Raw genomic sequence first — 23,675 nt, 5'->3', positions numbered from 1 at the left:
TCGCTGTCGTTGGCTTCATTAGAATGCCACCGTGGCGCTACAGACGCCTCGGCTTGGGCGAGTCCATCCAATTACAGTGACCGCGTCTGCCGGAATGCACGCGGTCCTCTGTAGGAGCCGGCTTGCCGGCGATGAACGATAACGCGGTTCATCCGACACACCACGCTGCCGGGAACTTTTGCCGGGAAAATCCGGCCTGAATCCGGTAATCTCAACACTTTCTTGAAAGGAGTATTACCTCATGGCCAAAGCCACTGCCCGTCACATCCTGGTTGCCAGCGAAGCCAAGTGCAACGAACTCAAGGCCCAGATCGAAGGCGGCGCCGATTTCGCCGAGATCGCCAAAGCCAACTCTACCTGCCCGTCCAGCCGCGACGGCGGCAACCTGGGCTCGTTCGGCCCAGGCCAGATGGTCAAGGAGTTCGACAGCGTGGTCTTCAGCGCTCCGGTCAATACCGTACAAGGCCCGGTGAAAACCCAGTTCGGTTACCACCTGCTGGAAGTGACCAGTCGCCAGGACTGATCCTGCCCGCCCCTGTAGGAGCGAGCTTGCTCGCGATGGACGTCAACGATAACGCGGGGTATCTGATACCCCACGGCGCCTGGATTACCATCACGAGCAAGCTCGCTCCTACTGATACTTCGAACCGGCTTCTAAGGCTGAAGATGCGACTGGCCCCATCCCTGCTACTCACGGCCCTGACCCTGTTTCCCGGCCTGTCCGCCAACGCCGCCCCCGCGCAGCACGCGCTGACCGTCTACGGCGAACCGGCCAAATACCCCCCTGGCTTCAGCCATTTCAACTACGCCAACCCGCGCGCGCCCAAGGGCGGCAGCCTGCGCCGCTCGGCCATCGAGATCGGCCAGTTCGACCATATCCTGCCCTATGTCGACAAAGGCACCGGCGTCACCCAGATCGACGGCTGGATCTACTCCCCGCTGGCCGTGCGCTCTCTCGACGAGCCCTATACCGTCTATGGCCTGGTGGCGGAAAAAATGCAGCGCGGCGACGACGGCCTGTCCCTGCGGTTCTACCTGAACCCCAAGGCCCGCTTCGCCGACGGCACGCCGATCACCGCCGAAGATGTGCGCTACACCTACAACCTGCTGATGACCCAGGGCAGCCTCAGCTACCGCATGCAGTTCGAAGCGGTAAAAGCTGTTGAAGTCGAGTCGCCGACCCAGGTCCGCTTCGACTTCAAGAACAACGACAACCGCTCACTGCCGCTGGATATCGCCAGCCTGCCGGTGCTGCCGGAGCACTGGTGGAAGACCCGCGATTTCGCCGACGGCGGCGGCTACGAAGCCCCGCTGGGCAGCGGCCCGTACAAGGTGAGCAAGATCGACTCCGGACGCAGCATCACCTTCGAACGCAATGCCGGCTGGTGGGGCAAGGACCTGCCGGTCAGCCGCGGTCTCTACAACTTCGACCGTTTCACCCTCGAATACTTCGGCGACACCGACGTGGCCCGCCAGGTCCTGCGCGGCGGCGCCTATGACTACAACCGCGAGTTTTCCGCCACCGGCTACTCCATCGGCTACGACAGCCCGGCCCTCAGCGATGGCCGCTTGCAAAAGGCCCATCTGGCCCGGGAGGCGCCGCAATCTGCGCAGGGCTATCTATTCAACCTGCAAAAGCCGATGTTCCAGGACCGCCGCGTGCGTGAGGCCCTGGCCATGCTCTGGGACTTCGAGTGGAGCAACCGGCAGATGATGCGCAACATGTACATTCGCCAGCAGAGCTTCTTCTCCAACACCGCCCTGGCCGCGCGGCAGTTGCCCGACAAGGCGGAACTGGCGATCCTCGAACCGCTGCGCGGACAGATTCCCGACGAAGTCTTCAACCAGGTCTTCGAAGCGCCGAAAACCGACGCCAGCGGCAACCTGCGGGACAAACAGCTACAGGCCCTGGCCCTGCTGGAGCAGGCCGGCTGGAAGCCCGACGGCGATCGCCTGGTCAACGCTCTGGGCGAGCCGCTGAGCTTTACCTTCCTCAACGCGCAAAACGGTATGGAGCGGCTGCTGTTACCGTATAAACGCAACCTGGCGCAGATCGGTATCAGCATGGATATCCGCCGCATCGACGCCTCGCAGTACGTCAATCGCCTCAAGGCCCGCGACTACGACATGATCGTCAGTGGCTACCCGGTCACCACCTCGCCAGGCATCGAGCTGTACAACTACTTCGGCTCCGCGGCGGCCAACGACCCAGGTTCGAGCAACTTCATGGTTCTGAAAAACCCGGCCGTGGATACCTTGATCAACGGCCTGATCAAGGCCGATACCCAAGCGCGGATGCTCAGCTACGCCCACGCCCTGGACCGGGTGCTGCAATGGAACTACTACTGGATTCCCAACTATTACCCGCCGGGCACCTCGACGGTCTGGTGGAATCGCTTCGGTTTCCCCCGGGAGCAGGCCAGCAATGACCCCGCTGTCGAAACCTGGTGGGAAGTCAGCCCGACCCCGCTGACCAACGAACAGATGACCGCCGAGCTGATCAAGCGCGGCAGTTCCGGAGGACAGCATTGATGCTGGCGTACACCCTGCGGCGCTTGCTGCTGATCATCCCGACACTGATGATGATCCTGCTGGTCAATTTCATTATCGTCCAGGCCGCCCCCGGCGGCCCGGTGGAACAGGCCATCGCCCGCTTGCAGGGGATCGGCGGCGCGGGTGCCGGCGCCCTCGGTGGTGGTGGCGACACAGTGCAAAGCGCCTCACGGGCCAGCCGTGGCCTGGACCCCAAGCTGATCGCCGACATCGAGCGCCAGTACGGCTTCGACAAACCGGCTCCCGAGCGCTTCTGGCTGATGCTCAAGCACTACGCCAGCCTGGACTTCGGCAAAAGCTTCTTTCGCGGCGCCCAGGTCACCGACCTGATCCTGGAAAAAATGCCGGTGACCATTTCCCTCGGGCTCTGGGCCACGCTGATCACCTACCTGGTGTCGATTCCCCTGGGCATCCGCAAGGCGACCCGCCACGGCAGCCGCTTCGATGTCTGGAGCAGCACCGCCATCGTCATTGGCTACGCCATGCCGGCGTTCCTGTTTGCCATGCTGCTGATCGTCGCCTTCGCCGGCGGCACCTCGCTGAACTGGTTCCCGGTGCGCGGGCTGGTGTCGGAGAACTTCGACCAGCTCTCGACCCTGGGCAAGATCGCCGACTACTTCTGGCACCTGGTGCTGCCGGTCACCTCGCTGGTGATCGGTGGTTTCGCCACCCTGACCATCCTGACCAAGAACTCCTTTCTCAATGAAATCACCCGCCAGTACGTGGTCACCGCCCGGGCCAAGGGCCTGAGCGAACGACGGGTGCTCTACGGCCATGTGTTCCGCAACGCCATGCTGCTGGTGGTCTCGGGCATTCCCCAGGCGTTTATCAGCGTGTTCTTTGCCGGCTCCTTGCTGATCGAGGTGATTTTCTCCCTCGACGGCCTCGGCCGCCTGAGCTACGAAGCGGCGGTGTCGCGGGACTATCCGGTGGTGTTCGGCTCATTGTTCATCTTCACCCTGTTCGGCCTCTTGATAAAACTGGTCGGCGACCTCTGCTACACCCTGGTCGACCCGCGTATCGACTTCGCCGCGAGGAACGCCTGATGTTCAGACTCTCGCCCGTGAGCCGACGCCGGCTCGACCGCTTCAAGGCCAACCGCCGTGGCTGGTGGTCGCTGTGGCTGTTCGCCGCGCTGTTCGTCCTGAGCCTGGGGGGCGAGTTGATCGCCAACGACAAGCCGCTGGTGCTCAGTTACCAGGGCTCGCTGTATTTCCCGGCGTTCAAGCGCTACACCGAGCAGGAATTCGGTGGCCAGCTACCCTTCCAGGCCGACTACCGCAGCGACTACGTGCGCCAGTTGATCACCAAGGATGGCGGCTGGATGCTGTTCCCGCCCATCCCGTTCAGTGCCGACACACCCAACTACGACCTCAACAAACCGGCCCCCAGCCCGCCGACCACAGTGAACTGGCTGGGCACCGACGACCAGGCCCGGGACGTCCTCGCGCGGGTAATCTTCGGCGCCCGGGTGTCGATTCTCTTCGCCCTCGCCCTGACCGCCGTCAGCGCCCTGATCGGTGTTGCCGCCGGCGCCCTGCAGGGCTACTACGGCGGCTGGATCGACCTGCTCGGCCAGCGCCTGCTGGAAGTCTGGTCGGGCCTGCCGGTGCTGTACCTGCTGATCATCCTGTCCGGCTTCGTTGAACCGAACTTCTGGTGGTTGCTGGGCATCATGGCGCTGTTTTCCTGGCTGGCCCTGGTGGACGTGGTCCGCGCCGAGTTCCTCCGTGGGCGCAACCTGGAATACGTCAAGGCCGCCCGGGCCCTGGGCCTGACCGACCGCAAGATCATCCTGCGGCACATCCTGCCCAACGCCATGAACGCCACCCTGAGTTACCTGCCGTTCATTCTCACCGGGGCGATTTCGACCCTGACAGCGCTGGACTTCCTCGGCTTCGGCATGCCCGCCGGCAGCGCTTCCCTGGGCGAACTGATCGGCCAGGGCAAACAGAACCTGCAAGCACCCTGGCTGGGCTTCACCGCCTTCTTCACCCTGGCGCTGATCCTCTCGCTGCTGGTGTTTATCGGCGAGGCGCTGCGCGATGCCTTCGACCCCCGTTCATGAACCAGGCCGCCGCGATGACCCATAACCTGATTGAAATCCGCCAGCTCAACGTCGCCTTCAACGGCCAGCCGGCGGTGCGCGACCTGTGTCTGGATATCCGTGCCGGTGAATGCCTGGCGCTGGTGGGCGAGTCCGGTTCGGGCAAGTCGGTCACCGCGCACTCGATCCTGCAACTGCTGCCACGCAGCGGCTGCCAGGTCGCAGGCAGCGTGCGCTATCGCGGCCAGGAACTGCTGGGAGCCGACGACCGCACCTTGCGCAGCATTCGTGGCGACCGTATCGCGATGATCTTCCAGGAGCCGATGACCTCCCTCAACCCGCTGCACAGCGTGGAAAAGCAGATCGGCGAAACCCTGCTGCTGCACAAGGGCCTCGGCGGCAAGGCGGCCCAGGCACGGATTCTCGAACTGCTCGAACTGGTGGGTATCCAGAAACCCCGGGAGCGTCTCAAGGCTTATCCCCATCAACTGTCCGGCGGCCAACGCCAGCGCGTGATGATCGCCATGGCCCTGGCCTGCGAACCGGAGCTGCTGATCGCCGACGAACCGACCACGGCCCTCGACGTGACAGTGCAGCGCAAGATCCTCCTGCTGCTCAAGTCCCTGCAACAGCGCCTGGGCATGTCGCTGCTGCTGATCAGCCATGACCTCAACCTGGTGCGTAGCATCGCCCAGCGGGTCTGCGTGATGAAGGCCGGGGCGATTGTCGAGCAGGCGGACTGCGAAACCCTGTTCAAGCACCCGGCCCACCCCTACAGCCGCGTGCTGCTGGACGCCGAACCGGCGGGCCAGCCACTGCCGCTGGAGGACAATGAGGTGGTGTTGCAGGCCGAGGACATACACGTGCGTTTTCAGGTCGGTGGCGGGCTGTTCCGACGCAAGGAATACCTGCACGCCGTGGACGGCATCAGTCTCAGCGTGCAGCGCGGCAAGACCCTGGGCATTGTCGGCGAGTCGGGTTCCGGCAAATCCACCCTCGGCCAGGCGATCCTGCGCCTGCTGGACGCCAAGGGCAGCATCCGTTTCCAGGGTGCGGCCCTCGACGGCCTGAACCAGAAACAGCTGCGGCCCTGGCGCAAGCAGATGCAGGTGGTCTTCCAGGACCCGTTCGGCAGCCTCAGCCCACGCATGTCGGTGGCGCAGATCATCAGCGAGGGCCTGGAGGTGCACTGCGCCAACACCCTTGCCGAGCGCGACGCCCTGGTGATTCGCGCACTGGAAGAAGTCGGCCTCGACCCGCAAAGCCGCCACCGCTACCCCCATGAGTTTTCCGGCGGCCAGCGCCAGCGCATCGCCATTGCCCGGGCCCTGGTGCTCAAGCCGGCGCTGATCCTGCTGGACGAACCGACCTCGGCGCTGGACCGCACGGTGCAGAAACAAGTGGTCGCCCTGCTCCGCGATCTGCAGGAAAAACACGGCCTGACCTACCTGTTCATCAGTCACGATCTGTCGGTGGTGCGCGCCCTGGCCCATGACCTGATCGTGATCAGGGACGGCCAGGTGGTCGAGCGCGGCGCCACTGACGCGGTGTTCGATGCGCCGCAGCATCCTTATACTCGGGAACTGCTCGCCGCGACCCTGATAGCCCCCGACTTGATCGCCCCGACTTGATCGATCGCCGCCCGCCGGCAATGGACGAACCTGCCATGACCGACACTGAAAGCCTCAAGGACTACCAGCAGGTTCGCCTGCTGGCGATTCGTTCGCTGTTCGAAATCATCGAGCAATCCAGCGAAGGCACGGTGATCGTCGACCGTGACGCGAATATCGTCTGGATGAACGAGCGTTACGCCCGACGCTTCGGCCTGGCCAATGCCGGCGAAGCCATCGGCCGTGCTTGCGAAAGCGTGATCCCCGGTAGCCTGTTGCGCGAAGTGGTGCGCACCGGCCATCCGATCCTGCTGGATTTGCAGGACACGCCCAAGGAACCCCTGGTGGTCATGCGCCTGCCGATCCACGACGCCGTCGGCACGGTGATCGGCGCCATCGGCTTCGCCCTGTTCGATGAGCTGCGCAGCCTGTCGCCGCTGCTCAAGCGCTACCAGAGCATGCAGGCCGAGCTGGCTTCAACGCGCTCGCTGCTGCGCTCGCGGCAGACCAAATACAACTTCGCCCACTTCATCGGCACCAGTGCCGAGAGCCTGGAGGTCAAGCGCCGGGCCCGGCGTGGCGCCAGCAGCGACTCACCGGTCCTGCTGCTGGGGGAAACCGGCACCGGCAAGGAACTGCTCGCCCAGGCGATACACAGTGCTTCGCCACGGGCGCACAAGGCCTTTGTCAGCATCAACAGCGCGGCGATTCCGGAGACCTTGCTGGAAGCCGAGTTCTTCGGTACCGCGCCGGGGGCCTTTACCGGTGCGGATCGCAAGGGTCGACCCGGCAAGTTGCAGATCGCCCAGGGCGGCACGCTGTTTCTCGATGAGATCGGCGATATGCCGTTGCCCCTGCAAAGCAAGTTGCTGCGCGTGTTGCAGGAGAAGGAGTTCGAGCCGGTAGGTTCCAACGAGGTACTGCGCAGCGATGTGCGGGTGATTGCCGCCACGTCCACCGACCTTGAGGCGGCTATCCGGCGCGGTGAGTTTCGCGCCGACTTGTATTACCGGCTCAATGTTTTGCCGATTCAGGTGCCGCCCTTGCGCGAACGCCTGGAGGATCTGCCGGCGTTGAGCGAAGCGATCCTCGAAGAACTGCGCAGCCATCATGAGCTCGCGGCCGAAGCCCTGGAGCTGCTGGGCCGGCACGCCTGGCCGGGGAATGTCCGCGAACTGCGCAATGTGCTGGAGCGGGCGGCGCTGTTGAGTGATGCGCAGGTGTTGAGTGAGGCGGATATTCGCGGGGCCATTGGTACGTTCAGGCCGCTGGAACGACCGCCGGCGCGAGCCATGGAACCGCTGGGCAATGAGACTTTCAGCGCGGCCCGGGAGCGTTTTGATCGGCAATTGATTGAAGCGACGTTGGCGCAGTGCGCCGGCAAGGTCGTGGAGGCGGCGAAACAATTGGGGCTGGGGCGGTCGACGCTGTACAAGAAGATGGTGGCGCTGGGGATTGCAGAGTCTCAATAAAGAGACTTTAGTCTCAGTATGGAGAGTACCCTGCACTCTTATCGCGAGCAAGCTTGCTCCTACAGGGTTGTGTCGTGCTCCAGATAGGTGTTCGACACCGTCCTGTAGGAGCCTGGCTTGCCAGCGAAGGGGCCCTCGAACACACCGATGTCTCACTACAGAGACAAAAAACCCTCCCCCTCACCAAAAATACTAAAAAAACCATATATTTCAATAACTTAAAAAAATGGCACAAAACTCGCAAACCCTACAGGAGATTCAGACCTAACCTACAAAAATAACAATTTTGGAGACACACCATGAGTGTGATCATCGCCCTCGCGGCGCTGGCGTTGCTGATGCTGGCCGCCTACCGTGGTTACAGCGTTATCCTGTTTGCCCCCATCGCCGCCCTCGGCGCCGTCCTGCTCACCGACCCCTCCGCCGTCGCCCCCGCTTTCACCGGGGTGTTCATGGAAAAAATGGTCGGCTTCGTCAAACTCTACTTCCCGGTATTCCTGCTCGGCGCCGTATTCGGCAAGCTGATCGAGCTGTCCGGTTTCTCGCGCTCCATTGTCGCCGCCGCCATCCGCCTGTTCGGTACCCGCCAGGCAATGTTGGTAATCGTGCTGGTCTGCGCCCTGCTCACCTACGGCGGCGTCTCGTTGTTCGTGGTGGTGTTCGCGGTCTACCCGTTTGCCGCCGAGATGTTCCGCCAGAGCAACATCCCCAAGCGCCTGATGCCGGCGACCATTGCCCTCGGCGCGTTCTCCTTTACCATGGACGCCCTGCCCGGCACGCCGCAGATCCAGAACATCATCCCCAGCACCTTCTTCAATACCACTGCCTGGGCCGCGCCCTGGCTGGGGCTGATCGGTACGATTTTCGTGTTCTGCGCCGGCATGCTGTTCCTGCAACGCCAGCGCAACCGGGCCCAGCGCGCGGGCGAAGGCTACGGCACGGAGCTGCGCAACGAACCGGAAACCGCCGAGGACATCCGCCTGCCCAACCCCTGGGTCGCCCTCTCTCCGCTGTTGCTGGTGGGTATCATGAACCTGCTGTTCACCCACTGGATTCCACTCTGGTACGGCAAGACTCACACCCTCAGCCTGGCGGGCATGACCACGCAGGTACAGACCGATATCGCCAAGCTGACCGCCATCTGGGCGGTGCAGGCCGCCCTGCTGGTGGGCATCATCATGGTCCTGCTCTTTGGCTACCAGGCCATTCGCGGCAAACTGGCCGAAGGCAGCAGGAGCGCGGTGAGCGGCGCCCTGCTGGCGGCGATGAACACCGCCTCGGAATACGGCTTCGGCGCGGTCATCGCCTCGCTGCCGGGTTTCCTGGTGCTGGCCGACTGGCTCAAGAGTATTCCCAATCCGCTGGTCAACGAGGCCATCACCGTTACCCTGCTGGCGGGGATCACCGGTTCCGCCTCCGGCGGCATGAGCATCGCCCTGGCGGCGATGTCCGACAGTTTCATCAGCGCCGCGCATGCCGCGAATATTCCGCTGGAAGTTCTGCACCGGGTCGCGGCCATGGCCAGCGGCGGCATGGACACCCTGCCCCACAACGGCGCGGTGATCACCCTGCTGGCCGTCACCGGGCTGACCCATCGGCAAGCCTATAAAGATATTTTCTGCATTACCCTGATCAAGACCGTGGCGGTCTTCGTGGTGATCGCAACCTTCTATGCCACCGGCATCGTCTGAGGAGTCGACAATGAGTCTCAAAGGTAAAACCGCCCTGGTCACCGGCTCCACCAGCGGCATCGGTCTGGGCATTGCCCTGGGCCTGGCCCGGGCCGGCGCCGATGTGGTGCTCAATGGCTTCGGTGACGCTGGCGCGGTGATCGCCGAGGTCAAGCAGTTTGGTGGCCGGGTCGGCCATCACCCGGCCGATGTCAGCGACCCGGCGCAGATCGCCGAGATGTTCGCCTATGCCGAGCGCGAGTTCGGCGCAGTGGATATCCTGGTCAACAATGCCGGGATCCAGCATGTCGCCACGGTGGAGGCGTTCCCGGTAGAGCGCTGGGATGCGATTATCGCCATCAACCTGTCGTCGGTGTTCCACAGCACGCGCCTGGCGCTGCCGGGGATGCGCGCCAAAGGCTGGGGGCGGATCGTCAATATTGCCTCGGTCCACGGCCAGGTCGGCTCCGTGGGCAAGGCCGCCTATGTCGCGGCCAAGCACGGGGTGATCGGCCTGACCAAGGTGGTGGGCCTGGAAACCGCCACCAGCAACGTCACTTGCAATGCCATCTGCCCGGGCTGGGTGCTCACCCCGCTGGTGCAGAAACAGATCGACGACCGCGCCGCCGGCGGGGTCGATCCGCAACAGGCGCAACACGATCTGCTGGCGGAGAAACAGCCGTCGCTGGAGTTTGTCACCCCGGCGCACCTGGGCGAACTGGTGCTGTTCCTGTGCAGCGAGGCCGGTAGCCAGGTACGCGGCGCGGCGTGGAATATCGACGGTGGCTGGCTGGCACAATAGTTGATTGCCTGATATCGAATCTCGAAAACACCACTACACCTGCGGGAGCCGGCTTGCTGGCGATGAGGCCAGCGAATCCTGCGTTGAACTCGAGGACGCTATCGTCGGCAAGTCAGCTCCCACAGGATTGCGGGTGTCAATAAAGGTGGTGTGCCGTCAAAGATCGGTTAGACAAACAACAAAGGAAAGACCATGACCGAAGTCCTCTGGCGCCCCGACGCCGAGCGTGTCAGCAAGACCCGGATCGAAGCGTTCCGGCGCTTCATCAATCATCGCCACGACCTGCAACTGGGCGACTACCCCGCCCTGCACCGCTTCAGCATCGAGCGCCGGGAGGACTTCTGGCAGGCCATCGTCGACTTCTTCGACGTCGAGTTCCACACCCCGGCCAGCGCGGTACTGCGCGAAGGCCCGCGGATGCCCAGCGCCCACTGGTTCCCGGGCGCCACCCTGAACTTCGCCGAACACTTGCTGCGCCGCCGTGACGATCACCTGGCCGTGGTCGCCGTCAGCGAAGACGGGCGCCGGGAAACCCTGAGCCACAGCGAACTCGCCGGCCAGGTCGCGGGCCTGCAAAAAAGCCTGCGGGCCGCCGGCGTCGGCCTCGGCGACCGGGTCGCGGCCTGCATGCCCAACACCTGGCAAACCCTGGTGGGCATGCTCGCCACCACCAGCCTTGGCGCCATCTGGTCGTGCTCCTCGCCGGACTTCGGTACCCAGGGCGTGATCGATCGCTTCGGCCAGATCGAGCCCAAGGTGCTGATCACCTGCGCCGGCTATCGCTACGCCGGAAAGTTGATCGACCAGACCGCCAAACTCAACGAAATCCTCGAACGCCTGCCCGGCCTGCAGCAACTGGTGATCGTGCCTTACGCCCGTCCCCAGGCGCGCGTCGAGGACTTCCGCAGCCAGGCCCGGGTGACGTTGTGGAACGACTTCTACCAGGCCGGCGGCGATCCCGAATTCACCCCGGTGCCGTTCGCCCATCCGCTGTACATCCTCTATTCCAGCGGCACCACCGGGGTCCCCAAGTGCATCGTCCACAGCACCGGCGGGGTTCTGCTGCAACACCTCAAGGAACACGGCCTGCATGTCGACCTGGGGCGCGACGATTGCCTGTTCTACTACACCACCTGCGGCTGGATGATGTGGAACTGGCTGGTCTCGGGCCTGGCGGTCGGCGCCAGCCTGGTGCTCTATGACGGCTCGCCGTTCCATCCTGGCCCGCAACGCCTGCTGGACCTGATCGACAGCGAAGGCATCAGCGCCTTCGGCACCAGCCCCAAGTACCTCGCCGCCCTGGAAGACGCCGGTCTCGAGCCACGCCAGAGCCATCGGCTGGACAGCCTGAAAACCTTGCTGTGCACCGGTTCGCCGCTGTCGCCCCACAGCTACGACTATGTCTATCGCCAGATCAAGGACGAGGTCTGCCTGACCTCCATGTCCGGCGGCACCGATATCGTCTCCTGCTTCGTCAGCGGCAATCCGGTGCTGCCGGTGGTGCGCGGCCGGATGCAGTGCAAGAGCCTGGGCATGGCGGTGGAAGTCTGGGATGAGCACGGGCGCCCCGTGCTTGAGGCCAAAGGCGAACTGGTCTGCACCCGGCACTTTCCGGCCATGCCGGTGGGTTTGTGGAACGACCCGCAAGGGGAAAAACTCAAGGCCTCCTATTTCAGCCAGTTTCCCGGGGTCTGGGCCCAGGGCGACTATGCCGAGGAATTCACCGACGGCGGGATGATGATTCACGGGCGCTCCGACGCCGTGCTCAACCCCGGAGGGGTACGCATCGGCACGGCGGAAATCTATCGGCAGGTGGAAAAGGTCGAACAGGTGCTGGAGAGCATCGCCATCGGCCAGCAATGGCAGAGCGATGTGCGGGTGGTGTTGTTCGTCCGCCTGCGCGACGGTGTCGAACTGGATGAGGCCCTGGAGCAGCAGATCCGCCAGGTGATCCGCGCCAATACCACGCCTCGCCATGTGCCGGCGAAGATCCTTGCGGTCACGGACATCCCGCGCACCCTCAGCGGCAAGCTGGTCGAGCTCGCGGTACGTAATGTGGTGCATGGGCAGGCGGTAAAAAACACCGATGCCCTGGCCAATCCCGAGGCGCTGGAGCAGTTCCGGGACAGGACCGAGCTACAGTCCTGAAGCATACGGCGGGAGCCGGCTGACCGGCTCCCGCCAGCGCGCTAGATCGACAGGGACTGCAATGTGATGCTGCCAATCGTCGGTGTGGTGCCCGGATCTGGCTCACCGATAGGTACCAATGTCACCGTGGGCGCAGCCTCCAGCCCCCCAGTGGCGAGCAGCTTCTGTATGCGCTCGCCGACCAGGAAGCTGACACGTGTGGAAGAGGCATGATGCCCGCCGTGCATACCCTGCAAGCCAACCCCGAACATGCTGATGCCACCCACCAGATACTCAGGCGTCGGCGCGGCTCCGGCCGGCAACCCCAGATAGACCAGATAGCTGTTGCCGGGCTCTCCGTTCGCTTCGATGGCATCGAACGACAAGGCGTAGACGCTGCTGGAGGGCAGAGCCTTGAGCTGCGCACCAAAGGATTGTTTGAGCGCATTGGCGGCGACGGGAACCTGCAATGCCACGCTGATCGCCTTGCCCCCCAAGGCGATCGCCTTGGCCGTGGCTCCAGGGGCGACACTCTCGGCACGCAGCTGGAAATTTTTCTGAGCGGAGGGAAACGGCAGGCTGCCCTTGGGACGCTCGGCATACTCCGCATAAACGTAGGGATAGGCCAGGGTCGTCGTATCGAGTACTTGCGCCACCTTGACCTTGACGCCCTTGCCCGCTCCGTCGGCAAAGACCCAGGTCTGGTTCAGGAAAGCGCTGTCATTGGGGTTCTTTCCGCCACTCTTGTTCCAACTGGCCCAGATTCGGTCGATATTGGCATGGTGCAGCCAGAAAATCGGGTCGTTCGCCGCCCAAGGGACCTGGCCCATGCCTTTCTGATTGCCGACATCGCCATGCAGGGCGCCGTGGGGGTTGCCATTGATGTTGGAACAGAACCCCGCCACGTTACCCTTGTCGGCGTAGTTAGGCCACTTCATGCAGGACAAGTCGAGCGGGTTGCCCGCATCGACCACGGGTTTCCCGGCATTCGAGCCCGGGTTGCGATCAGGACGATACAGGGGCGCCCAGACAGGGTCCTTCTCCAGCAGAAACTGCTTGGGCATGACACTGTAGTTGTTACCGCTGGCGCTGTAGGGACCGGTATAGTCCCAGTACGGCAGCGTGAAGTCGGGCCGGCCCGAAACGGCGCGGATAATCTGCTCGAAATACAACACATACATGCGGTGCCACGGTAGAAAGGCATTGGAATTGACGCCCTGGCTGGCGTGGGGTTCGCATGTCCACCACATAGCCTTCGCCAGCTCCTTGTTCGGACTGCTACCTGGGCCATACATCTTCTCGATGGTTTCCGGCTTGGGTCGATCACCAGGCATTGCATGGGTGTACCACTGAAAGGTCCAGGACAACGGGTCCTTGGGATCCTTGGCCATCATTTTCTTCACGGCATCGGCATAAATCGCCAACATCTTCTGCCCTTCCTGGGACAGCACGTTGTAGCGCGTCAGGGTCTTGCCCTGGACCGCCCAGGCATTGTTCATCAGACCGAATGGCAGCATCGCCATCCCACCACCCACTAAACCTGCCTTCAGCACCTTCCTTCGACTGATTGTCATCTTCACTCCTTGAGCCGTACGAATTGATCTCCACAATCAACAGCAAGGTCAGAGTAGCAGTGAAGGACCATTCCCCCATCAACGCGGGAACTTTTACATCAGTCCGATGTCCTGACGATCGAAATATGCTCGACTCGCGGCGAGTAGCCCGGTTCTTCGGGGCGAACGGGAATGAAGGTCAAGGTGGCCGGCTGCGTCAACCGCCCGGCATCGCGCAAGCGGACCAGCGCCTGGTCGAGTAGAAAGCTGAGCCGTTTGGGATGCTCGGCCACGTAGTGGTCAGGGGTGTCATAAAAATTCAACCCCCCCAGATAGCCGGGATCATCAGCGCCGGGAATGCTGTCCCGCGGCAGATCAAGGTAGAGATGATAGGCGACCGCCGGCGCCTCGGACGCCCAGATACCGGATAAAGCCAGGACCAATGGGCCTCGCCCTATCCAGGACGCCAGCCCCTGATCAGTGGGCATCGATGCCTGCAACACGACCTGCGTTCTTCCGACGCCGAGTTCGACCGGTTGCCCTGCGTCATAGAGCATATCGTCCGCCCAAACAGTAGAAGACAACGCCAAGGTCATTCCAAATAACAGGCTGAACCGCCACATACCCACCCTCCGAAACGGAGCGTTCTTACATCCGCTGCTCTTTACTATGGCACCCCCATGCTCGCGTAGCGATCTGCCGGCCCAACGGTCACGCGCCCTGGGCAAGCCGATCAGCCCCGGTAACGCAGCACCACCGCCCTGAAACTGCCGAACAGCGAGTAGCCGGCCACCAGGATTCGCCCATCGTCTTGCAAGGCCAGAGCGGTGGCGGTATCCAGGCTGTGGCCCAGACTGGTGCGCACCCAGCCGCGTCCGTCGGCGAAGTCCCGGTCCAACTGTCCATCGGCCTGGTAGCGCGCCAACACAAAGTCCGAGCCAAAGCCCATTACCGTCGAGCCCGCCAACAAAATCGAGCCATCGGCTTGGACCGCAAGACTGGCCCAAAGGCTGGCCGGGGTATCGATGTCCAGCAGGACGGCCTCGGTCTCATTGAAACCACGGTCCGGAGCACCCTCGCGATTGAACCCTTGCAGGGCACCGCGCATCGGGCCGAAACGGTTGCCGGCACACAGCAGCCGCCCGTTCTCGCCAGCGGCCAACGCCGTCACCAGGGAACTGGCGCCGGCAAAGCCAAACGAGAGAAAACCCAGGTCGCCAAAGCCATGATCGAGACGACCATCGGCCTCGTAGCGCACCAGCAACCCCAACTGGGGAAAGCCCACCGAGCCACCCACCAGAATCTTGCCGTCGGCCTGGAGCCGGACGCAGCTCAACCAGGAGTTCATCAACAAATGCCGCACCAGGACAAAGCCACGCCCATTGAAGTCCGAATCCAGGCTGCCGTCGGGCTGAAGGCGGATCAATAACCCGACATAGTCGGCAAAGGTGTAGGTGTGATTGGCGATCAGCAGGATCTTGCCGTCGTCCTGGACCGCCCCCGTACAGGCCTCGACACCCGGCAACCCCGGTGGTAACCAGCCGTCCCGCGGGCCCTCGGCGAGCCCGCCGGGCAAACGCAGCACTTTCACGCCCAGGTCGCCAAAACCCGGGTCCAGGTGTCCATTGGCGTCAAATCGTGCCACGCCCGGCAAGGTATGTTCGGCGTCCAGGTAGTGCAGGCCGAACAGCAGGATCCGTCCATCGGCGAGCAACTGCACGCTGCTGGCCATGGCCCCGGCACCGGCCTCGAAGCGGCCGCATACAAAACCGCCATCACCGAAGGAAGCGTCCGGCGTGCCGTCCTCATGCAACCGCGCCAGGCCAAAACAACAGCCGTCGGCAAAGCCCATCTTGAGCGCCAGCAGGACCTTGCCATCGGCACAGGCGACCACGTCATTGGCCAGGCTCGACAGACAACCGGGGAACTGCAACCTGAGCGTGCCCGACTGCCCAAACGTCGAATCCGCTTCACCCGCCGAGCTGAGCCGATAGCCTCGCAGTTCCTCCAGCATCATGAGCGGGTCCTCCCTGGGATTGGCGCCCTTGCCTGCCCTGCCGGCCGGCAGGGCTGCCGAGTATTCAATCGCTCATTCCCGCTTCCTACAACTGTTAGAAATGACAGTTGTAGGGTTTTTCCGAGCCAGAATACTGACTTTGCGGTCCTTTTTTATCTCCCAAAGCCTCCGGGCCGTTTTCAGGGCCACGCCAGGCTAGGCGGCGGCTTGTTGCGAGCGGCGCGCTGACAGGGTCACGGCGCGCACCGAAGCCCCGGCCTCAAGTCCCAGTTCCGCGGCGGTCCGCGCCTCGACCACCAGGGTTCCGGCAGCGACCCGGGCCGGCGCGGCGGTAATCCGGCATTCGGCGAACCGGCGATTGTGGATCAGGTACGGCTCGGCGTGATCCCCGGGCGTGCCGATACTCAGCACCAGCACCTGGCTGTCCCGCACGGCGCGAATTTCATCGGTGGCACACTCGATCAACGGCCCACCGTCGAAGATGTCGACGTAGTCCTTGAAGCCGAACCCTTCGGCCTTGAGCATGCCCAGCGCCGGCTCGGTATTGGGATGTACCCGGCCGATCACCGCCTGCGCGGCCTTCGGCAGCAGGCAGGTGGGCAATGGAAATTTTGGCATCAGTTCGGCGATAAAGGTCTTGTTGCCTTGGCCGGTGAGGAAGTCGGCATCGGCGAAATCCATCTTGAAGAAGTGTCGCCCCAGACCTTCCCAGAACGGCGAGATACCCTGCTCGTCAGAGTAGCCGCGCATCTCGGCGATCACCTTGTCGCCGAAACATTCGCGGAATTCGGCAAGGAACAAAAAGCGCGCCTTGGACAACAGCCGGCCGTTCAGGCCCTCGCGATGATTAGCTCCGAGAAACAGCGAGCAGAGCTCGGAATGGCCGGTCATGTCATTGCCCAGGAACAGGGTCGGCAGATGCTGGTTGATCGACAGGTTTTTCGACGCCGCGACCAACAGGCCGACCCGGTAGTTGTACCAGGGTTCGCGCAAGCCGACAGCGCCGGCCAGGGCGCAGATGCCCACGACTTCGCCTTCGGCGGCCTCAAGGACGAACAGGTAGTCGGCATCGCCCCGCTCGGCGATGCCAGCGAAGGTTTTTTGCGCCCATTCCAGGCGATGTTGCAGGCGCTGCGGGTCGGCGGGCAGCGTGGTCAGGCCGGCGCCAGCGCTTTGTGCCAGGGACAGCAGAGCTGGAAGGTCGGACAGGCGGGCGGGACGAACAATCATCGGGCACACTCCACGGCGGTGGGCTGTTTGGGCAGGAACACTTCGGCCAACATGCAGCGCGCACTGCCGCCGCCAATACGCTCGATGGTGTCGATCTTCACCGGCAAGGGCGTGGCATGGCGTTCGACTTGTCGTCGCTGCCCGGCATCGAGCGCCGCCCAGGCCGTGCGCGACATCACCAGCAGCGGTTCGCCCCGGCGGTTGTGCACTTCCAGCATATTGCCGGCGAAGGACTCCAACTGGTTCCAGTCCAGGGTCAGGACGGCTTTGCCGCTGGACTCCAGGCGCTGGCGCAGGCCGTCGCGTTCGCTCGGGTCGCTGACGGCCTGCAGGCAAACTACGGCCAGGTGCCGACCGACACTCATCATCACGTTGGTGTGGTAGATCGGCACCCCGGCCCGGTCCACGGCGTTGAACGCGCAAAGCTGGTAACCGAGGTGATCGAGCACCGGCTGCAAGGCCGCCGCATGGGTGCGGGTGGAATAGCCGGCATAGCAGATCCGCTGTTCGCGGTCGAAGACCATGCTGCCAGTACCTTCGAGAAACAGGCCCTGGGCTTCCAGGCCGGAAAAGTCCGCGCAGTGCAGCACCTGGTGCTGCTCACGCAGCCAATCGAGAACGCCCTTGTTGCGCTCCAGGCGGCGGTTATGCCCCTGCATCGGATAGATCACCAGGGTGCCGTCGGGATGGCTGCTCCAGCAGTTATTGGGAAAGATCGAGTCCGGGGTATGCGGCAAGGCGCGGTCCTGGTGCACCAGGACCTCGACATCGTGGGCGCGCAAGGTCGCGACATACTGGTCGAATTCCTCGAGGGCCTGCTGCTGGACGTTTTCGTCGGCCAGGGCCTGCTGCTGGAAACGGTTGTTGGCGGCGGTATCGGGATTGAAGGCGAAGCTCGCCGGACGAACCATCAAGACGGTGTGGGTGGTTTGCATGGGCACGAATTCAATGAGGGTTGAGGTGCTCATTGTCTGTTCGAGGCGGGGAAAAACCCGGTTGATAAGCCGTTGGCGAAGGCTGGAAACGGCTGAAAGATTTGCGCGGTGCAGCAGAATCGGCGAGTGGATGAAACAACCTCGCAAGGGGAAAAATCAGCTGTCGACTTCAAGGCCCTCTTCGCGGGCAAGCTCCGCTCCCACCATGTCGGGGCCATGTTCAAAATCGGCGTATAACCGAGCCCCCGTAGGAGCTGGCTTGCCAGCGATGAGGCCCTTGAGCCTTGCAGCGGCCATCCGGACGCCATCGCCGGCAAGCCGGCCCCCACACAGGCAGGCAGTGTTACTCCATCGAGGTTTTGACCATCGCCAGCTCAGGATGGCTGACCAGCTTGTCGATATGCAACTCCGGGTCTTCCAGCCAGGTTTCCGTCAGGACCCGGTAATGCTCCATGTCGCGACAACGCATGCGCAAGCTGTAGTCGAACGCCCCGCTGATCAAGCGACACTCCAGCACCTGGGGGCAGGCCCGGGTCTTGGCCTCGAAGGCCTTCTGAGCCGCCCGCCCGCTCTGGTTCGACAACGCTACCAACACCAGCAACGACAAGCCCGACGAGAGTTTCTTCTCGTCGATAATCGCCCCGTAGCCGCGGATCACGCCCAACTGCTCCAGCTTGCGCACCCGTTCCAGGCAAGGCCGGGGGGTCAGGTGCACACGCTCGGAGAGCTTCTGGTAGGTGATGCGCCCGTCGTGGCGCAGCACCTCGATAATTGCCTGGTCGATGCGATCCAGGACGATCGACAGGTCACGAACATCCGCCATAAATGGCTTGCCTCACTTCAAACGGCCAGAAAGAAACTGTTGTAGACGCTCGCTTTGCGGATCATCGAGCATCTGGGCACTGCCCTGCTCTTCGACCCGACCTTGATGGAGAAACAGCACCTGGCTGGAGACCTGCCGGGCAAAGCCCATCTCGTGCGTTACCATGAGCATTGTACGACCTTCCTCGGCCAGCGCCTGAATCACTTTCAAGACCTCGCCCACCAGCTCCGGATCGAGCGCGGAAGTCGGCTCGTCGAACAGCAGGATCTGCGGCTCCATGGCCAAGGCCCGGGCAATCGCCACGCGCTGCTGCTGGCCGCCGGAGAGAAACGCCGGATGCTGCCCGGCCACCCGCTGGGGCAAGCCGACTTTGTCGAGATAGGCGCGGGCCCGCTCCTCGGCGTCCTTGCGCGCCACGCCCAGCACCCGGCACGGCGCCATGACAATGTTCTCGAGCACCGTCAGATGGCTCCACAGGTTGAAATGCTGGAAGACCATGGCCAGGCGGGTGCGCAGGCGCTGCAACTGCGCCGGACTGGTGACCTTCATCCCGCCCGGGGCCGGATGGGTGGCGATCAGTTCGCCGTCCAGTTCGATGCGGCCTTCGTCGGCCCGCTCAAGGAAATTGATACAGCGCAGCATGGTGCTTTTACCCGAGCCGCTGGCGCCGATCATGCTCACCACATCGCCGGAGCGGGCCTGCAGCGACACGCCCTTGAGGACTTCGTTATCGCCGAAGCGCTTGTAGAGGTTTTCGATATTCAATTTGTACATGGAAGCTCCCGGGGCAAGCCCTGGAAAAAGGGGAGAAACACGCCCCCTGTAGGAGCCGGCTTGCCGGCGATTGCGTCCTCGAATTCAACGCTGGCCTCACCGGCCTCACCGGCCTCATCGCCGGCAAGCCGGCACCTACAGGTTGTGCGCTGTTTACAAGATGGATTGGGTTCAGTGCGCCGGGCCGAGGAAGCCCAGCCAGCGTCGTTCCGCCAGGCGGAACATACCCACCAGGCCGAAGGACAGGCCCAGGTAGAGCAACCCGGCAATCCCGAAGGCCTGGAAGGTCATGAAGGTCGCGGAATTGGCATCCCGGGCGACCTTGAGGATGTCCGGGATGGTGGCGGTAAAGGCCACCGATGTGGCATGCAACATCAGGATCACTTCATTGCTGTAGTACGGCAGTGCCCGGCGCAATGCCGAGGGCAGGATCAAGCGCACGGCCAGGCGCCAGCCACTCAGGCCATAGGCGTGAGCCGCCTCGATTTCACCGTAGGGAATGCTGCGAATCGCCCCGGCGAAAATCTCCACGGTGTAGGCACAGGTGTTGAGCACGAACGCCAGCAAGGTGCAGTTCATCGCGTCGCGGAAGAAGGCTTCCAGCAAGGGCTGCTCACGCACCACCGCCATGCCGTAGATCCCGCTGTAGCAGATCAACAACTGGATATAGAGCGGTGTGCCGCGAAAGACATAGGTGAAGAACTGCACCGGCCAGCGCAACAGCAGGTTGCGCGACACCCGCAACAGCGCCAATGGCAGCGACAGGACAAACCCGATGCCGATGCTCGCGCACAACAGCCATAGGGTCATGGCCAGGCCAGTCAGGCCCTCGCCGTCAGTGAACAGGAAGGGTTGCCAGTATTCCCGGAACAACTCGATCATCGCGCCGACTCCCGCACACCGAGGTTGAAACGTCGCTCCAGGCAACGCAACACGTAGTTCGAGGCACTGGTGATCAGCAGGTAGAGCAACGCCGCCAGCACCAGGAAATACATCATGTTGAAGGTACTTTTACCGGCATCCTGGGCAACCTTGACCAGATCGGCGAGGCCGATGATCGACACCAGCGCCGTGGCCTTGAGCAATACCAGCCAGTTATTGCCCAGGCTCGGCAGGGCGAAGCGCATCATCTGCGGGAAGACCACGCAGCGGAACCGCTGCCAGGCGCTCAGCCCATAGGCGGTGGCGGCCTCGGTCTGGCCATGGGGAATGCTCAGGATGGCGCCACGGAAGGTCTCGGTGAAATACGCGCCGTAGATGAAGCCCAGGGTCACGACCCCCGCCACGAAGGGATCGATTTCCACGTAGGGCCAGTCCATGGCCTCGGTCAGATGGCTAAGCCAGCCTTGCAGGCTGTAGAAAATCAGCAGCATCAGCACCAGGTCCGGAATACCGCGAATCAGCGTGGTGTAGAGGGTCGCCGGCAGATTGAACAGCCGCAGCGGCGAAAGCCTGGCCGTGGCGCCAAGCAAGCCCAGGGCCATGCTCACCAACAGCGACAACGCCGAGAGCTTGGCGGTGACCCACACCCCATGCAGCAGCAGTGGGCCATAGCCCTGCAGGCCGGAAGCAGCCAGGCCGAAGAATTCTAGAAAGGTCGTCACATCGATCACCCGTCTTCCAGCGCCACGCCCCGGCGCCGCACGGCCAGGGACCGTACGGGGGGCGTGGGAGCCGGGATCAGTTGTTGTAGAGGTCCAGGTCGCCGAAGTATTTCTTCTGCAGCTGGGCGTAGATGCCCTTCTCATGCAGCGCCTTGATTGCGCTGTTGAGCATGCCCTTGAGCTCGTCATTGCCCTGGCGCACACCGATGGCGATGTCCATCGGGATCAGCGGATCAGTGATCCCCGCGCTGTTCTGGAAGGCCGCGCCCTGGGGCGACTTGAGGAAACTCATTTCTGCCTGCAGCTTGTCCTGGATCGAACCGTCGAGACGCCCGTAGACCAGATCGGCATAGACCTGGTCCTGATTCTGGTAGGCGCGGATCTTCACCCCGCCTGGTGCCAGGCGTGCCTTGGCATAGGCCTCCTGGATGGTCCCCTGCATATAGCCGATGGTCTTGCCCTTCAAGGATTCGGCGGTCGGTTGCAGCCCCGCGTCCTTGCGGGTGACGATGGCGGTCGGGCCGGCGTAGAGCCGATCAGTGAAGTCGATCTGCTTCTTGCGCGGCTCGGTGACGGTCATCGACGACTCGATGGCGTCGAACTTGCCGGCCTTGAGTGCCGGGATCAGGCCGTCGAAGTCATTACTGACCCAGACGCACTTGAGCTTCAGCTCGGCGCAGATGGCATTGCCCAGGTCGATACCGAAACCCTCCACGCCACCGTCGGCGGTGCTGGATTCAAACGGCGGGTAAGACGGATTGGTGCCGAAGCGCAGTTCTTTCCACTCCTTGGCGCTTGCGCCGCCGCAGCAAAGCGCCAATGCCAGTACAGGTAAGGTCAGCCATGTATGAGTCATCTTCAGAGTCCCGGATTTATTTGAAGTTATCGTGTGCGAGCGGATGCCGGCACACTTTTGGACAGGGGCAGAGAATGGGCGGCCAATGCCGCGCTATCGTTCTTATTGTTATTGAATGAGCCCACGCCTTTAAGGATCGGGGCCCGTCCTCTTGCGAGCGTTCGCGGGAACGTCAGCGCAAGGAGGCCAGAATGCCAACTCGAAGAACCGAGCGGGTGTCGTAAGACCGCGCCAAAACAGCCGGAAAAAGCCCGTGACGAAGCGGCCACAGCCGATCCTGTCGCGACACTCCGCGCAGCGCGGCCATAATTCGCTTTGCAGTCCAGGCACGGCTAAGGTCTAGAGACGGCATAGGTGCTCGCAGCGCGCCCAGGCAAAAATGCAGACTCGACCTGCGATTATTCCGGTTGTACAGGGCAAATTTGCACTGTTACGATCGGGCATCGTTCGCCCGCCGAACACACCAAAAAGACAATAAAAGCAGGGAGTTAGTGATGACTGCTCGGGTTTCATCCTCCGCCACCCAGGACCTCGACGTCCCGGACGCCGACGTCCTGGCCGACGTGCGCAACCATATCGGTCACCTGACCCTCAACCGCCCCGCCGGCCTCAACGCCCTCACCCTGGACATGATCCGCGCCCTGCAGCAGCAGCTCGATGCCTGGGCCCACGACCCGCAGGTACACGCGGTGGTCTTGCGCGGGGCCGGCGAGCGGGCCTTCTGTGCCGGCGGCGATATCCGTTCGCTGTATGACAGCTACCAGAGCGGCGGGCGCCTGCACCAAGACTTTTTCGTCGAGGAATACGCCCTGGACCTGGCCATCCACCACTACCGCAAACCGATACTGGCGCTGATGGACGGCTTTGTCCTCGGCGGCGGCATGGGCCTGGTGCAAGGCGCCGACCTGCGAGTGGTCACCGAGCGCAGCCGACTGGCCATGCCGGAAGTTGCCATCGGCTATTTCCCGGATGTCGGCGGTAGTCATTTCCTGCCGCGCATTCCCGGCGAGCTGGGCATCTACCTGGGGGTCAGCGGCGTGCAGATCCGCGCGGCCGATGCCCTCTACTGCGGTCTGGCCGACTGGTACCTGACCAGCGACAAACTGGCGCAACTGGATGAGCGCCTCGACCGGTTGCAATGGCATGAAACGCCGCTCAAGGACCTCCAGGGCCTGCTGGCGAAACTCGCCGTGCAAACCCTGCCCGAGGCGCCGCTGGACGCATTGCGCCCGGCCATCGACCACTTCTTCGCCCTGCCGGATGTCCCGAGCATGGTCGAGCAACTGCGCGAAGTCACCGTCGCCGACAGCCATGAGTGGGCCCGGGAAACCGCCGACCTGCTGGAGACCCGCTCGCCCCTGGCCATGGCCGTGACCCTGGAAATGCTCCGGCGCGGCCGCCATCTGGCCCTGGAAGACTGCTTCGCCCTGGAGCTGCACCTGGATCGCCAGTGGTTCGACCGCGGTGACCTGATGGAAGGCGTGCGCGCCCTGCTGATCGACAAGGACAAGCACCCACGCTGGAACCCCGCGACCCTGCGCGAACTGGATGCCGAGCATGTCGCCAGCTTTTTCCATGGCCTCGACGCGAGCAGGAACTGAA

General features: G+C 63.2%; 20 protein-coding genes. 10 read left to right on the top strand and 10 right to left on the bottom strand.

What is annotated here, in order from left to right; all coding sequences use genetic code 11:
- The first annotated feature begins 241 nt into the window (after positions 1-241).
- The 9 genes from AC07VG_RS25665 to AC07VG_RS25625 all read left to right on the top strand — a co-directional run bounded on the left by AC07VG_RS25665 (position 242) and on the right by AC07VG_RS25625 (position 12,302).
- Positions 242-523, top strand: coding sequence for a peptidylprolyl isomerase (locus AC07VG_RS25665; RefSeq protein ID WP_248797872.1), 282 nt, complete (start codon positions 242-244; stop codon positions 521-523).
- Between the two features lie 143 nt (positions 524-666).
- On the top strand, positions 667-2,532 hold the full coding sequence (locus AC07VG_RS25660; protein WP_495001917.1) for an extracellular solute-binding protein: 1,866 nt from the start codon (positions 667-669) through the stop codon (positions 2,530-2,532).
- Positions 2,532-3,599, top strand: coding sequence for a microcin C ABC transporter permease YejB (locus AC07VG_RS25655; protein WP_495001916.1), 1,068 nt, complete (start codon positions 2,532-2,534; stop codon positions 3,597-3,599). The genes AC07VG_RS25660 and AC07VG_RS25655 overlap by 1 nt, the downstream gene beginning before the upstream one ends.
- On the top strand, positions 3,599-4,621 hold the full coding sequence (locus AC07VG_RS25650) for an ABC transporter permease (RefSeq protein ID WP_495001915.1): 1,023 nt from the start codon (positions 3,599-3,601) through the stop codon (positions 4,619-4,621). The genes AC07VG_RS25655 and AC07VG_RS25650 overlap by 1 nt, the downstream gene beginning before the upstream one ends.
- A 14-nt stretch (positions 4,622-4,635) precedes the next feature.
- Positions 4,636-6,231 carry an ABC transporter ATP-binding protein gene (locus tag AC07VG_RS25645; protein ID WP_495001937.1) on the top strand — a complete coding sequence of 532 codons (1,596 nt, stop codon included), beginning with the start codon at positions 4,636-4,638 and terminating at the stop codon, positions 6,229-6,231.
- 35 nt (positions 6,232-6,266) lie between these two features.
- Positions 6,267-7,682, top strand: coding sequence for a sigma-54 interaction domain-containing protein (locus AC07VG_RS25640; RefSeq protein WP_495001914.1), 1,416 nt, complete (start codon positions 6,267-6,269; stop codon positions 7,680-7,682).
- 299 nt (positions 7,683-7,981) lie between these two features.
- Complete coding sequence (locus AC07VG_RS25635) at positions 7,982-9,373, top strand: GntP family permease (RefSeq protein ID WP_495022116.1); 1,392 nt, start codon at positions 7,982-7,984, stop codon at positions 9,371-9,373.
- A 10-nt stretch (positions 9,374-9,383) separates the two neighbouring features.
- Positions 9,384-10,154 (top strand): 3-hydroxybutyrate dehydrogenase, encoded by a 771-nt coding sequence (hbdH, locus tag AC07VG_RS25630; RefSeq protein WP_495001912.1) that lies wholly within the window; start codon positions 9,384-9,386, stop codon positions 10,152-10,154.
- 192 nt (positions 10,155-10,346) lie between these two features.
- Entirely contained in the window at positions 10,347-12,302 is a 1,956-nt protein-coding gene (locus tag AC07VG_RS25625) for an acetoacetate--CoA ligase (protein WP_495022115.1), read from the top strand.
- A 41-nt stretch (positions 12,303-12,343) separates the two neighbouring features.
- Here AC07VG_RS25625 and AC07VG_RS25620 read toward each other — a convergent pair whose 3' ends face one another.
- The 10 genes from AC07VG_RS25620 to AC07VG_RS25575 form a co-directional block, all read right to left on the bottom strand.
- The gene (locus tag AC07VG_RS25620) at positions 12,344-13,855 is read right to left on the bottom strand and encodes a tyrosinase family protein (protein WP_495022114.1); all 1,512 of its coding nucleotides are present in this window, start codon (positions 13,853-13,855) and stop codon (positions 12,344-12,346) included.
- Positions 13,856-13,953: 98 nt separating this feature from the next.
- Complete coding sequence (locus AC07VG_RS25615) at positions 13,954-14,457, bottom strand: hypothetical protein (RefSeq protein ID WP_495001909.1); 504 nt, start codon at positions 14,455-14,457, stop codon at positions 13,954-13,956.
- 110 nt (positions 14,458-14,567) lie between these two features.
- Positions 14,568-15,851, bottom strand: a complete 1,284-nt coding sequence (locus AC07VG_RS25610; protein WP_495022113.1) for a hypothetical protein — start codon at positions 15,849-15,851, stop codon at positions 14,568-14,570.
- 195 nt (positions 15,852-16,046) lie between these two features.
- Positions 16,047-17,081 (bottom strand): arginine N-succinyltransferase, encoded by a 1,035-nt coding sequence (astA, locus tag AC07VG_RS25605; protein WP_495001907.1) that lies wholly within the window; start codon positions 17,079-17,081, stop codon positions 16,047-16,049.
- Positions 17,078-18,016 carry a citrulline utilization hydrolase CtlX gene (ctlX, locus tag AC07VG_RS25600; RefSeq protein WP_495001906.1) on the bottom strand — a complete coding sequence of 313 codons (939 nt, stop codon included), beginning with the start codon at positions 18,014-18,016 and terminating at the stop codon, positions 17,078-17,080. The genes astA and ctlX overlap by 4 nt, the downstream gene beginning before the upstream one ends.
- 343 nt (positions 18,017-18,359) lie before the next feature.
- On the bottom strand, positions 18,360-18,839 hold the full coding sequence (locus tag AC07VG_RS25595; RefSeq protein WP_495001905.1) for an Lrp/AsnC family transcriptional regulator: 480 nt from the start codon (positions 18,837-18,839) through the stop codon (positions 18,360-18,362).
- A gap of 12 nt (positions 18,840-18,851) precedes the next feature.
- Positions 18,852-19,613, bottom strand: a complete 762-nt coding sequence (locus tag AC07VG_RS25590; protein WP_495001904.1) for an ABC transporter ATP-binding protein — start codon at positions 19,611-19,613, stop codon at positions 18,852-18,854.
- A gap of 171 nt (positions 19,614-19,784) precedes the next feature.
- Positions 19,785-20,495, bottom strand: a complete 711-nt coding sequence (locus tag AC07VG_RS25585; RefSeq protein ID WP_495001903.1) for an ABC transporter permease — start codon at positions 20,493-20,495, stop codon at positions 19,785-19,787.
- Positions 20,492-21,217 carry an ABC transporter permease gene (locus AC07VG_RS25580; protein WP_495001902.1) on the bottom strand — a complete coding sequence of 242 codons (726 nt, stop codon included), beginning with the start codon at positions 21,215-21,217 and terminating at the stop codon, positions 20,492-20,494. The genes AC07VG_RS25585 and AC07VG_RS25580 overlap by 4 nt, the downstream gene beginning before the upstream one ends.
- A gap of 76 nt (positions 21,218-21,293) precedes the next feature.
- Positions 21,294-22,073: a transporter substrate-binding domain-containing protein gene (locus AC07VG_RS25575; protein ID WP_495001901.1), complete on the bottom strand. Its 780-nt coding sequence runs from the start codon at positions 22,071-22,073 to the stop codon at positions 21,294-21,296.
- Positions 22,074-22,567: 494 nt separating this feature from the next.
- On the opposite strand from AC07VG_RS25575, the gene AC07VG_RS25570 reads away from it, so the two are divergent.
- Positions 22,568-23,674, top strand: a complete 1,107-nt coding sequence (locus AC07VG_RS25570; RefSeq protein ID WP_495001900.1) for an enoyl-CoA hydratase/isomerase family protein — start codon at positions 22,568-22,570, stop codon at positions 23,672-23,674.
- Position 23,675: the final 1 nt, after the last annotated feature.

The organism is Pseudomonas sp. GW821-FHT03C07 (assembly GCF_059420925.1).
Note: the sequence above shows the minus strand (reverse complement) of the source record. Positions and strands in the feature narration are given on the sequence as shown.